Origin of the sequence: Streptomyces flavofungini, assembly GCF_030388665.1 — a bacterium.
Classification (GTDB): Bacteria; Actinomycetota; Actinomycetes; order Streptomycetales; family Streptomycetaceae; genus Streptomyces; species Streptomyces flavofungini_A.
Map to the genome: position 1 here is coordinate 3,302,986 of NZ_CP128846.1, position 12,029 is coordinate 3,315,014.

The 12,029-nt window shown below is 74.0% G+C and carries 9 protein-coding genes; 5 read left to right on the plus strand and 4 right to left on the minus strand.

Annotated elements, in window-relative coordinates; translation table 11 throughout:
• Positions 1 to 7 precede the first annotated feature (7 nt).
• From QUY26_RS13185 to QUY26_RS13205, 5 genes are all read left to right on the plus strand, one after another.
• On the plus strand, positions 8 to 1,951 hold the full coding sequence (locus QUY26_RS13185) for a fumarate reductase/succinate dehydrogenase flavoprotein subunit (RefSeq protein ID WP_289946255.1): 1,944 nt from the start codon (positions 8 to 10) through the stop codon (positions 1,949 to 1,951).
• On the plus strand, positions 1,948 to 2,796 hold the full coding sequence (locus QUY26_RS13190; protein ID WP_289946256.1) for a succinate dehydrogenase/fumarate reductase iron-sulfur subunit: 849 nt from the start codon (positions 1,948 to 1,950) through the stop codon (positions 2,794 to 2,796). Before QUY26_RS13185 ends, QUY26_RS13190 begins: the two co-directional genes overlap by 4 nt.
• A 103-nt stretch (positions 2,797 to 2,899) precedes the next feature.
• Positions 2,900 to 4,183, plus strand: coding sequence for an alpha/beta hydrolase family protein (locus QUY26_RS13195; RefSeq protein ID WP_289946257.1), 1,284 nt, complete (start codon positions 2,900 to 2,902; stop codon positions 4,181 to 4,183).
• A 97-nt stretch (positions 4,184 to 4,280) separates the two neighbouring features.
• On the plus strand, positions 4,281 to 6,419 hold the full coding sequence (locus QUY26_RS13200; protein WP_289946258.1) for a TPM domain-containing protein: 2,139 nt from the start codon (positions 4,281 to 4,283) through the stop codon (positions 6,417 to 6,419).
• 50 nt (positions 6,420 to 6,469) lie between these two features.
• Positions 6,470 to 7,183, plus strand: a complete 714-nt coding sequence (locus QUY26_RS13205) for a PspA/IM30 family protein (RefSeq protein ID WP_289946260.1) — start codon at positions 6,470 to 6,472, stop codon at positions 7,181 to 7,183.
• A gap of 122 nt (positions 7,184 to 7,305) precedes the next feature.
• Here the strand turns inward: QUY26_RS13205 and QUY26_RS13210 are convergent, their stop codons facing one another.
• The 4 genes from QUY26_RS13210 to QUY26_RS13225 form a co-directional block, all read right to left on the minus strand.
• The gene (locus QUY26_RS13210; protein WP_436840318.1) at positions 7,306 to 10,410 is read right to left on the minus strand and encodes a SpoIIE family protein phosphatase; all 3,105 of its coding nucleotides are present in this window, start codon (positions 10,408 to 10,410) and stop codon (positions 7,306 to 7,308) included.
• A gap of 142 nt (positions 10,411 to 10,552) precedes the next feature.
• Positions 10,553 to 11,005 (minus strand): ATP-binding protein, encoded by a 453-nt coding sequence (locus tag QUY26_RS13215; protein ID WP_289946262.1) that lies wholly within the window; start codon positions 11,003 to 11,005, stop codon positions 10,553 to 10,555.
• Positions 11,006 to 11,231: 226 nt separating this feature from the next.
• Positions 11,232 to 11,726: a (deoxy)nucleoside triphosphate pyrophosphohydrolase gene (locus QUY26_RS13220; RefSeq protein ID WP_289946263.1), complete on the minus strand. Its 495-nt coding sequence runs from the start codon at positions 11,724 to 11,726 to the stop codon at positions 11,232 to 11,234.
• A gap of 19 nt (positions 11,727 to 11,745) precedes the next feature.
• The gene (locus tag QUY26_RS13225) at positions 11,746 to 11,928 is read right to left on the minus strand and encodes an SPOR domain-containing protein (protein ID WP_016641997.1); all 183 of its coding nucleotides are present in this window, start codon (positions 11,926 to 11,928) and stop codon (positions 11,746 to 11,748) included.
• Between the last annotated feature and the right edge of the window lie 101 nt (positions 11,929 to 12,029).

The following is a 12,029-nucleotide window of genomic DNA, read 5'->3' on the forward strand; positions in this document are numbered from 1 at the left end:
GCTTCTGATGTCTCAGGTGGAGCGGCAGCAGTGGGACGTCGTGGTCGTGGGCGCCGGTGGCGCCGGGCTGCGGGCTGCCATCGAGGCGCGTGAGCAGGGCGCCCGCACGGCCGTGATCTGCAAGTCGCTGTTCGGCAAGGCCCATACGGTGATGGCCGAGGGCGGCATCGCGGCGTCCATGGGCAATGTGAACTCCGGCGACAACTGGCAGGTGCACTTCCGCGACACCCTGCGCGGCGGCAAGTTCCTCAACCAGTGGCGGATGGCGGAGCTGCACGCCCGCGAGGCCCCCGACCGGGTGTGGGAACTGGAGACGTGGGGCGCGCTCTTCGACCGGACGAAGGACGGCCGGATCTCGCAGCGGAACTTCGGCGGCCACGAGTATCCGCGCCTCGCGCACGTCGGCGACCGGACCGGACTCGAACTCATCCGCACGCTCCAGCAGAAGATCGTCGCCCTGCAACAGGAGGACGAGCGCGAATTCGGCGACTACGAGGCCCGGTTGAAGGTCTTCCAGGAGTGCACGGTCACCCGCGTCCTGAAAGAACACGGCCTGAAGGAAGGCGAGCGGGTCTCGGGCGCCTTCTGCTACGAACGCGAGAGCGGGCGCTTCTTCGTCATCGAGGCACCGAGCGTGGTGCTCGCCACCGGCGGCATCGGCAAGTCCTTCAAGGTGACGTCGAATTCGTGGGAGTACACCGGTGACGGGCACGCCCTCGCGCTCCTTGCCGGGGCTCCGCTCCTGAACATGGAATTCGTGCAGTTCCATCCGACCGGAATGGTCTGGCCGCCGTCGGTGAAGGGCATCCTCGTCACCGAGTCCGTGCGCGGCGACGGCGGCGTCCTGCGCAATTCCGAGGGCAAACGCTTCATGTTCGACTACATCCCGGACGTCTTCAAGGAGAAGTACGCGCAGTCGGAGGCCGAGGGCGACCGCTGGTACGACGACCCGGACAACAACCGCCGACCGCCCGAGCTGCTCCCCCGCGACGAGGTGGCCCGCGCCATCAACTCCGAGGTGAAGGCGGGCCGCGGCTCCCCGCACGGCGGGGTGTTCCTGGACGTGTCCACGCGCATGCCCGCCGAGGTCATCCGGCGCCGACTGCCGTCCATGTACCACCAGTTCAAGGAGCTGGCCGACGTCGACATCACAGCCGAGGCGATGGAGGTCGGGCCGACCTGTCACTACGTGATGGGCGGCATCGCCGTCGAGTCGGACACGGCGGCGGCGCGCGGCGTGCCGGGCCTGTTCGCGGCCGGTGAGGTCGCGGGCGGCATGCACGGCTCGAACCGGCTCGGCGGCAACTCGCTCTCGGACCTCCTGGTGTTCGGGCGCCGGGCCGGTCTCTACGCGGCGCGGTACGCGGACGGCCTGGCCACCGCCCCGGTCGTGGACGACGCGCAGGTGGACGCGGCGGCCGCCGAGGCGCTGCGCCCGTTCAGCGCGGAGGGCCCCGACGCGGGCACGGTGCCCGAGAACCCGTACACCCTGCACCAGGAACTCCAGCAGACGATGAACGACCTGGTCGGCATCATCCGGCGCGAGGGCGAGATGGCCGCGGCCCTGGAGAAGCTGGCGGAACTGCGACGGCGCGCCCGCAGGGCCGGGGTCGAGGGGCACCGCCAGTTCAACCCGGGCTGGCACCTGGCGCTCGACCTGCGCAACATGCTCCTGGTGAGCGAGTGCGTGGCGCGGGCGGCCCTGGAGCGCACGGAGAGCCGCGGCGGGCACACCCGCGAGGACCATCCCGGCATGAACCGCGAGTGGCGCCGCGTGAACCTGCTGTGCTCCCTCGCCGACCCGACGGGCGCCCTCGCGGTGAGCGACCCGGAGCGCGGCCAGATCGACCTCACCCGGGTCACGACCGACCCCATCCGCCCCGACCTGCTCGCCCTCTTCGACAAGGAGGAGCTGGTCAAGTACCTCGCCGAAGAGGAGCTCTACGAGTGAGTACGAGGACGACTTCCGGCACGGGTTCCAGCGCGGCCGGGAACGAGAGCGGGGCGGCCGGCGGCGAGGGTTCGGGGGCGTACGACGCGCGCTTCCGGGTCTGGCGCGGCGATGTCGACGGCGGTGACCTGAAGGACTTCACCGTCCAGGTCAACGACGGCGAGGTGGTCCTCGACATCATCCACCGGCTCCAGGCCACCCAGGCCCCCGACCTCGCCGTGCGGTGGAACTGCAAGGCGGGCAAGTGCGGTTCGTGCTCGGCGGAGATCAACGGGCGGCCGCGGCTGATGTGCATGACCCGCATGTCGGTGTTCGCCCGCGACGAGGTCATCACGGTGACGCCGCTGCGCGCCTTCCCGGTGGTGCGGGACCTGGTGACGGACGTGGGCTTCAACTACACCAAGGCCAGGGAGGTCCCCGCGTTCGTACCGCCGAAGGAGCTCGGCCCCGGCGAGTACCGCATGATGCAGGAGGACGTGGACCGCTCCCAGGAGTTCCGCAAGTGCATCGAGTGCTTCCTGTGCCAGGACACCTGCCATGTGGTGCGTGACCACGAGGAGAACAAGACGGCCTTCGCCGGGCCCCGCTTTTTGATGCGCGTCGCCGAGCTCGACATGCATCCCCTGGACGCCGCCGCCGACACCGGCCTGGACCGCAAGGCGACCGCCCAGGAGGAGCACGGCCTCGGCTACTGCAACATCACCAAGTGCTGTACGGAGGTGTGTCCCGAGGGCATCCACATCACCGACAACGCCCTGATCCCGCTGAAGGAGCGGGCCGTGGACCGCAAGTACGACCCGCTGGTCTGGCTGGGCAACAAGATCCGGCGGCGGCCGACGGCGTAGCGGGCAAAGCGGCCGGAGCATCCTGGCTGGGGGTAATCCCCCACCCAGGATTCTCCGGATTGCCTCCATGGTCGCGGGCGTCGCGCCAGGTCAGCATGGAGACATGAACCTTCGCGATCTTCGCTCCCCCCGTTCCCGCGCCTCCGGCCGTTCCCGCGGGGGCGCGCTCGCCCTGGGGCTCGCCGTGGCCACCGTGCTCGCCGCCGGGGCCGCCGCGCCGGTCTCCGCGCAGGACACGGGCGGCGCCCCGGAGGCGCACGGCGTGCGGGCCGCGCTGCCCGCGCCCACCGGTCCGCACGCCGTCGGTACGTTCTCGACCCGCCTGGTCGACCGCTCCCGGCACGACCCGTGGGTCACCTCGCAGCCGTACCGGGAGCTGATGGTGGGCGTCTGGTACCCGGCGCGGGCCACCGGCGGGCACCCCGTCGCCCCGTACATGGCGAAGGGCGCCGCCGCACGCTGGAACGCCGCCGCGCCGCACGGGATCCCGAAGGACGCCGTCGACTGGGCGGGCCTGCGCACGCACGCCCGCCAGGGCGCGCCCCTGAAGCGCCCGGCCGGGAACGGAGGGCGGCTGCCCGTGCTCGTGTACAGCGCCGGTGCCAACGACCCCCGCACCTGGGGTACGGCGCTCGTCGAGGACCTGGCGAGCCGCGGCTACGTCGTCGTCACCGTCGACCACACCTACGAGTCCCCGGGCGTGGAGTTCCCCGACGGCTCCGTGAAGACCGACAAGCCCCTGCGGGACGCGCTCGCGCAGACCTCGCCGGAGAAGCTGCCGCAGCTCATGAAGAAGGTGCTCGACACCCGCGTCGCCGACGACAAGTTCGTCCTCGACCGGCTCGGCGCGCTGCCGCACGGCCTGGGCAGGGCGGTCGACCGGAACCGCGTCGGCGTGTTCGGGCACTCCGCCGGCGGGATGGCCGCCGCCGAGACCATGTACGAGGACAAGCGCGTGCGGGCGGGCGTCAACCTGGACGGCACCCTGGAGCACAACGCGCAGCCCCAGGGCACGAACCTCACGCCCGTCGCCCGGCACGGCCTGGACCACCGGCCGTTCCTGCTGATGGGGCGGGACGGCAGCGACCACACCACCGAGTCGTCGTGGGGCTCCTTCTGGAAGCACGGCAAGGGCTGGAAGCGGGACCTGAACCTGCGCGGCTCCAAGCACCAGACGTACACCGACCTCGCGGCGCTCCTGCCGCAGGCCGGGGTGGGGCGCGACGTGGTCGAGAAGAACATCGGCACCGTCGACCCGGCGCGCGCCACGGCCGCCCAGCGCGCGTACGTGGCCTCGTTCTTCGACCGCTGGCTCGGCGGGCGCGACGACCACCTCCTCGACGGTCCTTCGGCGCGCTACCCGCAGGTCCGGTTCGTGGAGGAGTAGGCAGGCCGCGAGGCCGGGGCGCGCGGGGCGGGGCGGCGACGGGGGTGCCGCCCCGCCCCGGTCGCGTGACCCCATAGGGGGCCATACGCTGCCACATGTGACGCCGTCCTCCCGCGCCCCGTCGCACATATCCGCGCGGGCGGCGGCCGCCGTGCTGCTGCTCTGGTGCTGGCTCCCGCTGTCGGCGCCCCCGGCGGGCGCGGCGTCCGCCCCGCCCGCCGCGCCTCCCGCGCGAGCCGTGCCCGCCGACGACCCGGTCCGCCTCGACCGCGACGGCCAGATCACCGACCGCGCCGGCGCGCTCGGCGACCGCCGTCCGGCCGTCGTCACCGCGCTCGACCGGCTCTACGAGGAGCAGCGGGTCCAGCTGTTCGTCGTGTACGTACGCGACTTCTCGGGCCGGTCCCCGCGGGACTGGGCCGACTCCACCGCCGACCGCAACGGCCTCGGCGCCGACGACGTGCTGCTCGCCGTCGCCACCCACGACCGGCAGTACGCCACGTCCGTCGACGCGTCCGCCCGGCTCACCGACGACCAGCTGCGGGACGTCGCCGCCACCGCCGTCGAGCCCGCCCTGCGGCGCCACGACTGGGCGGGCGCCGCCGTCGGCGCGGCGAACGGGTACGCGGCGGTGCTCGACGGGCAGCGGGTGGTGGCGCCGACGATCACCCCGGGCGAGGCCGACCCCGGCGGGAGCGCCACGGGCGGCGCTGACGGCACGGACGACGGGGTGGCGGGCGATCTGGTGCTCCCGGTGGTCGCGGCCTGCGCGGCGGGCGGCTTCGCCCTGGTCGCGTACCGGCGTCGGCGGCGGCGCCTCACCTCCCGTACGACACCGGGCCGTGCCACCGGCGCCGGGCCCGAGCCGCTGCCCGACCTCGACGCCCGGGCCAGGGCCCTGCTGGTGGAGTCCGACGACGCCGTGCGCACCAGCACCGAGGAACTCGGCTTCGCCACCGCCCAGTTCGGCGAGGAGGCGGCGCGCCCCTTCACGGCCGCCGTGGCCGCCGCGCGCGACGAGCTGACGGCGGCCTTCCGGCTGCGCCAGGAGCTCGACGACGCCCACCCGGAGGACGACGCGACCCGGCGCCGCATGCTCGACGAGATCGTCGCCCGCTGTACCGAGGCGGGCCGCCGTCTGGACGCCGAGGCCGCGGCCTTCGACCAGTTGCGCGCCCTGGAGCGCTCCGCGCCCGCCGCGCTCGACCGTGCCGAGACGGTGTTCCAGCAGGTCAGCGCCCGCACCCTGGATGCCGAGAGCACCCTCAAGGAGCTGCGTGGCCGCTACGCCCCCGGCGCGAGCGAAGCGGTCGTCGGCAACGTCGAACAGGCCAGGGACCGGCTCGTGTTCGCCACCGGCCAGCTGCACCGGGCCCGCACGGCCGTCGACGGCGCCGACAACGCCACGGCCGCCGTCCATCTGCGCGCGGCCGAGGGCGCCGTCGACCAGGCCGACACGTTCCTCACGGCCGTCGAGCGGCTCACCGGTGAACTCGCGCAGGCGGCGGGCCGGTTGCCGGGCGCCCTGAGCGACGCCGAGGCCGACCTCGCCGAGGCACGCGGGCGGCTCACCGGCACCGGCGGCACGCCCGACGCCGACCTGCGCGGGCACTTGGCCCGGGTCGAGGCCGTCACCGGCGAGGTGCGGCGGGCCCTCGCCGCCGGTCCGTACGACCCGATCGACGCGCTGCGCCGGGTGGAGGAGGCGGACGCGGCGCTCGACGCGTCCCTGGCGGGCGCGCGCGAACGCGAGAGCGCCGACGCCCGCGCGCGTTCCCTTCTCGGCCAGGCCCTGCTCACTGCCCGCAGCGCCGTCGCCGTCGCCGCCGACTACGTCACGACGCACCGGGGCGCGGTGGGCAGCGCGGCCCGGACCAGACTCGCGGAGGCGCAGCGACACCTGCGGCAGGCGGAGGCGGCGGAGGACGCCCCGGCCAGGGTGGGGTCGGGGGCGGGGGCGGCCCTCGCCGAGGCCCGGCGCGCCGACTCCCTCGCGCGCGAGGCCCAGGCACTGGCCGAGCGCGACGTCCGGGCCTACGGCAATCCGTACGGCGGCGGGGGCGGTGGCGCGGGCGGCAGGGGCGGTGCCGTCCTCGGCGGGATCGTCCTCGGGCAGGTCCTCGGCGGGATGGGGCGCGGGGGCTCCGGAGGCTCCGGGGGGACGGGCGGGGGCGGGCCCGGGAGTTTCGGCGGGGGCGGGACGCGGGGGCGCAGGGGCGGAGGCGGACGGTTCTGAGACTCGTACGCCGATTCGTACCCGTACGCACGCACAAGGAGTGAGCCCTCATGGCCAAGCAGACGATCCTCGGGCGCGTGGCGCAGTTGGCGAAGGCCAACGTCAACGCCCTCCTCGACCAGGCCGAGGACCCGCAGAAGATGCTGGACCAGCTGATCCGTGACTACACGGAGAACATCCGGGACGCCGAGCAGGCCGTGGTGACGACGATCGGTGATCTGCGGCTCCTGGAGGAAGACCACAGGCAGGACGTGGCGGCGGCCGCCGAGTGGGGCGGCAAGGCGCTCGCGGCCAGCAAGAAGGCGGACGTGCTGCGGGCGGACGGGAACGCGGCGGAGGCCGACCGGTTCGACGGCCTGGCGAAGGTGGCCCTCGGCAGGCAGCTGCGGTCCGAGCGGGAGGCGAAGGACGCCGAGCCGGTGATCGCGGCGCAGTCCGAGGTGGTCGGCAAGCTCAAGGACGGCCTCGACACGATGAAGATCAAGCTGACGGAACTGCACTCCCAGCGGGACCGGTTGGTGGCCCGGGCGAAGTCGGCGGAGGCGCGGAACCGGATGCTCGACGCCGCGCGGAGCATCGACGTCCTCGATCCGGCCGGCGAGCTGAGCCGGTTCGAGGAGAAGGTGCGGCGGGAGGAGGCGCGGGCCCTCGGCGGGGAGGAGCTGGCCGCCTCCTCGCTGGACGCGCAGTTCGAGCAGTTGGAGACCCTGAGCGACACGGCGGAGGTGGAGGCACGGCTCGCCGCGCTGAAGGCGACGACGTGAGGTGACGGCGCGAGGCGACGACGTGAGGTGACGACGTGAGGTGACGGCGTACGTCATGACGTGGCCCGCGCCCGGGGGGTGCGCGTTGCGTGCGGAGCCCCCGGGCCGTCCTCGCGGCACGCTCAGAACAGGCTCATCAGCGCCTCCGCCGCGTCCACCGGCTGCGAGTCCCCGTCCGGCAGCGCCAGCTCGAACCACACCGTCTTGCCGCGCGGTGTCCGGCGTGAGCCCCAGGCCGCGCTCAGCAGGCCGACGAGTTGCAGCCCGCGCCCGCCCTCGTCGGTGTCGCGGGCGCGGCGGCGGCGCGGCTGGACGAGCCCGGCGTCCCACACCTCGCAGACCAGGGTGCGGTCGAGGAGCAGGCGCAGTCTGATCTCGCCCTCGCCGTAGCGCAGGGCGTTGGTGACCAGCTCGCTGACGAGGAGTTCGGCGTTGTCGACGAGCGCTTCGAGGTCCCACTCGCGCAGCCGCTGGCAGGCCAGCTCACGGGCGCGGCCCACGGACTGCGGCTCGCGCGGCAGCGTCCAGTCGCCGACGTGCTCGGCGGGCAGGCCCTGCACCCGCGCCATGAGGAGCGCGATGTCGTCCTCGCCGTGGTGGGTGTCGAGGGTGTTCAGGACGTGGTCGCAGATGTCCTCCAGGGCCTGTGCGGGGTCGGTGAGCGCGCCCACGAAGGCGTTCAGACCCTCGTCCAGGGGGTGGTCTCGGGACTCGACGAGGCCGTCGGTGTAGAGGGCGAGCAGCGCGCCCTCCGGCAGGTCGACGTCGACCTCCTCGAAGGGTTCGCCGCCGACGCCGAGCGGCATGCCCGGGGGCACGTCGAGCATGAGCGCGGACTCGCCGGGCTCGACGAGGACGGGCGGCAGGTGCCCGGCGTTGGCGAAGGTGACGCGGCGGGTGACGGCGTCGTACACCGCGTACACGCAGGTCGCGAGGTAGACCTCGGCGAGGTCGTCGGCGTCGTGGTCGCCGCCGCGGGCGGGGGTGCCACGGCGGGCGTGCTGCGGGCCCTGGGGGCTGCCGAGGCCGCGGGCGATCTCGTCGAGCGCGGAGAGGACCTCGGCGGGCTCCAGGTCGAGCAGCGCGAGGGTGCGCACGGCGGAGCGCAGTTCGCCCATGGCGACGGCGGCGCGCAGGCCGCGGCCCATGACGTCGCCGACGACCAGGGCGGTGCGGTGGCCCGGCAGTTCGATGACGTCGAACCAGTCGCCGCCGACCTCGGTGGCGGCGTTGCCGGGCAGATAGCGGCAGGCGATGTCGAGTCCGGCGGCCTCGGGGTCGCCGGGCGGGAGCAGGGACCGTTGCAGTATCAGCGCGCGCTCGTGCTCGCGGCGGTAGAGGCGGGCGTTGTCGATGCAGACGGCGGCGCGCGCGGCGAGTTCGACGGCGAGCGCCCGGTCGCGTTCGCCGAAGGGTTCGCTGCCCTTCGTACGGGAGAACTGCGCGAGGCCGACGACGGTGTCGTGCGCGACCATCGGCACGGCGAGCGTGGACTGGATGAGGCCGCTGGTGAGGCGGCGGGCGGGTCCGCAGTCGTCGTCGGCGGCGACCAGGCGCGGGCGGGCGGTGCGCAGGGCTTCCGCGCAGGGCGAGTTGAAGGCGAAGCGGTGCACGGAGCCGACGTCGACGGGGCCGGTGCCTTCGGGGAAGGGCGCGTCGGCGACGGCGCTCGCGAAGGCGACGCGACGCAGCTCGGCGCTGCCCTCGGCGAGGCTCTGGCGGATGTGCACGGATTCGTCGCCGTCCAGGAGGCCTTGGTAGAGGTCGACGGAGGCGAGGTCGCAGAAGCCGGGGACGGTGACGTCGAGGAGTTCGCGGGCGGTGGTCTCCAGGTCGAGGGAGTTGCCGATGCGGGCGCCGGCCTCGTTGAGGAGGGCGAGGTTGCGGCGGGCGTGGGCGGCCTCGCGGGCGGCGGCGTGCCGGTTGGTGACGTCGTTGCCGAGGCCCGCGACGCCGATGGGGCGGCCCGAACCGCTGTGCACGCGGTAGAGGTTGATCGACCAGTGGCGGCGTTCGTTGCTGCCCGGGGCCGGGCCGACGATCTGCATGTCCGTGACGGCCTCGCCGGTCTCCAGGACCCGGCGCATGGCGTCCTGCATCCGGTCGGCCTCGTGGCGGGGCAGGTAGTCGTGGACGGTGCGGCCGCGGTGGTCGTCGACGGCGCCGCCGAAGACGGCGGCGAACCGGCGGTTGGCGCGCTGCACCTTCAGGTCGGTGCCGAAGAGCAGGAAGCCGAAGGGAGATTGACCGAAAATGGCCTGCGAAGCGGCGAGGTCGGTCTCGATCCGGCGGAGCGCGCGGACGTCGACGACGATGCAGACGGCGGAGCGCTCGCCCTCCGGCGTCCGGGCGGGCATCACATAGACCTCGGCGATGCCTTCGAGCCCGGCGGCGACCGGGGCGGATCCGGCGCCGGGCCCGCTGACCGGGGCGCCGGGTCCGGACTCCGGCGTCCGTTCGTCCGGCTCCGGCACCCGGAACGGGACGGACCCGGTCCACTCCCGGCCGTCGAGGATCTCGGCCATCTTGCGCCGTCCCGCGGTGCGCAGCTCGGGGGCGATGAACGCGTCGATGGGGTCCTTGCCGACGGCGTCGCGCGCGGGCACGCCGAACAGCCGCTCGGCGCGGGCGCTCCACTGGTCGACCAGCCCGTCGGGGCCGATCGAGAAGGAGGCCACCTTGATGTAGTCGTAGATGGACCCGGGCGGGCTGCTCTGCCAGATGACGTCGTCCGGGGCGAGGGGAGGGTCGTCGACGCGGGCGGGCACGGCGCCGGCGCCGTGGCGACGCGCGTCGGCGTCCCCGGCCCCCCCGGCTACGCCGTGCGGACCACCGGTGCTTACGGTTTCGGGCGGGCCAGGTGCTACGTCGGGCGCGGCGGCGTCGGGCGCGGGGCGGTCGGCCGCGGCGTGTCCGTCGCCGGGGCCGTCGTCCGCGGGTCCGGGCGCGTCCTCGCCCGGGGGGTCGGCGGGACCGTGGCCGGGGCCGCCACCCGCGGCGGCTCGTGCGCCGCCTCCGGTCGCGTCCGCCGCGCCCGTCGCACCTGTCACGACGTCCGTGGTCCCCGTCGGCGCCGACGAGAGAGGTCCGCCCCCGGCTCCCGGCACCGGCCGTGCGGGCAGGGCCCCGCCCGACCGCGCCACAGGCCGCGTCGAACCCGTCGCCTTCGCTGGTATCTCGCTCACGCGAACCGTCCCCTCCAGCTCACCGCGTCCGGTACCGGTCACCGGATGTGGCTGCCCGCAGTATCCAGCACTACGGTGCCGAGCCACACGCCGTTCACGATCACAGCACGGACTGAACGCTTTTTGGCCCGTGTCCGCCTTGTGCTCGTCCCGTGCACTTGTACGTACCGGCGCCCTCTGTCTTCTATCCGGGCAGCGCCAGCTCGAACCACACCGTCTTCCCCGCCGTGCCCGTACGTCCCGGACGGGTGCCCCAGCGCCGTGACGAACGGGCGACCAGCTGGATGCCCCTGCCGCCCTCGTCGTCGGGTGCGGCGGCCCGTTCCCTGGGCGGATCCGGCAGCGGGTCGGAGACCTCGACGAGCAGCGCGCCGAAGGGATCGGCCGGGCGCACCAGGCGGACGCCGATGGGGCCCGAGGCGTAGCGCAGGGAATTGGTCACCAGCTCGCTGACGAGCAGCACGGTGACGTCGCCGAGCGCGCCGAGCCCCCAGGCGCCGAGCTGCGCGCGGACGAGGGCGCGGGCGGTGCGGACGGCGCCCGGGTCCGCGGGAAAGTCCCACTCGGCGCACTCGCCTTCGGTGTCGATCACGCCGATCACTTCCCGGGCCAGCGGCGGACCTATGTCCGGTTTCATGGGGTTAAGGGGCACATACCCGATATCCCGGCGGAAGTACCGCGTTCAAGGTGTCGTTGTGGCACGAACGGCGTAGAGGGGTGTGCGACCTGTCCCGCCCTCACCTCGCGCGCCCCTGCGCCGCGGCCGCCACAGGGTCGGGCGCGTGGTCGGCCCGCTCGGCTCCGGCGGGGTGTTCCGGCAGGCCGAAGGGGGACGGAGGAGGTCAGACGGAGACGGAGGAACCTCAGAGGGGTGCGGAGGGCCCGTCAGACGGGGTGCGCCGAGGCGTCGACGGCGCGCGGCGCGCGAGCGGGCCGCCGGGAAAGCCCGGAGGGCGACCGTCAGGAAGCCGCCAGGAAGCGGTCAGGGCGTGGATCGCCGGGATGTCGCCGGGGAGCCAGTCCACGCTCCACAGTTCATCGGGGCCGAGCCACCGCAGTTCGTCGTGGTCCTCAAGGGGCTTCGGCTCCCCCGCGAGCAGCCGGGCCCGCCACACCCGCATCACATAGCCGCGCCCGAGGTCGAACTCCCCCGGCACCCGCGCCAGCGGCTCCGCCTCGACCCCCAGCTCCTCGCGCAGCTCGCGCACCAACGCGTCCTCGCCGCGCTCGCCGGGCTCGACCTTCCCGCCGGGCAGCTCCCAGCGTCCGGCGAGTTCCTCGGGCGCGCTGCGGCGGGCGGCGAGCAGCCGTCCGTCGTCGTACAGGGCGGCGCCCACCACCACGATCCGATCGGTCATGCGCGGGAGCTTACGACCTTCACCTCGCGCCGTTCTGGTTCAGCCGCTCCACCCAGTACAGCTGCTCCTTGCCGCGGTCGTCGAGGCTGTCCGCGATCTTCTGCGCCTCGGCCTTGGTCGCGTACCTGCCGACGCGGTAGCGGTTGCCGTTGTCGTCCTGGCGTATCACGAGCCAGGGCAGTATGACCGTCCCGTCGTTCATGCCGTCCCTCCGCTCCCCGCCCCGGGCGCACCCCACGCCTCGATCAGTAAGGAAACCGCAATCCGCATATGCCCGAGCTTACGCCCGACCTTTACGCAGCG

Excerpts from the sequence above, each read along its gene's own strand:
- QUY26_RS13185 (WP_289946255.1), top strand. The coding sequence starts at position 8 with ATGTCTCAGGTGGAGCGGCAGCAGTGGGACGTCGTGGTCGTGGGCGCC.
- QUY26_RS13195 (WP_289946257.1), top strand. The coding sequence starts at position 2,900 with ATGAACCTTCGCGATCTTCGCTCCCCCCGTTCCCGCGCCTCCGGCCGT.
- QUY26_RS13205 (WP_289946260.1), top strand. The coding sequence starts at position 6,470 with ATGGCCAAGCAGACGATCCTCGGGCGCGTGGCGCAGTTGGCGAAGGCC.
- QUY26_RS13215 (WP_289946262.1), bottom strand. The coding sequence starts at position 11,005 with ATGAAACCGGACATAGGTCCGCCGCTGGCCCGGGAAGTGATCGGCGTG.
- QUY26_RS13220 (WP_289946263.1), bottom strand. The coding sequence starts at position 11,726 with ATGACCGATCGGATCGTGGTGGTGGGCGCCGCCCTGTACGACGACGGA.
- QUY26_RS13225 (WP_016641997.1), bottom strand. The coding sequence starts at position 11,928 with ATGAACGACGGGACGGTCATACTGCCCTGGCTCGTGATACGCCAGGAC.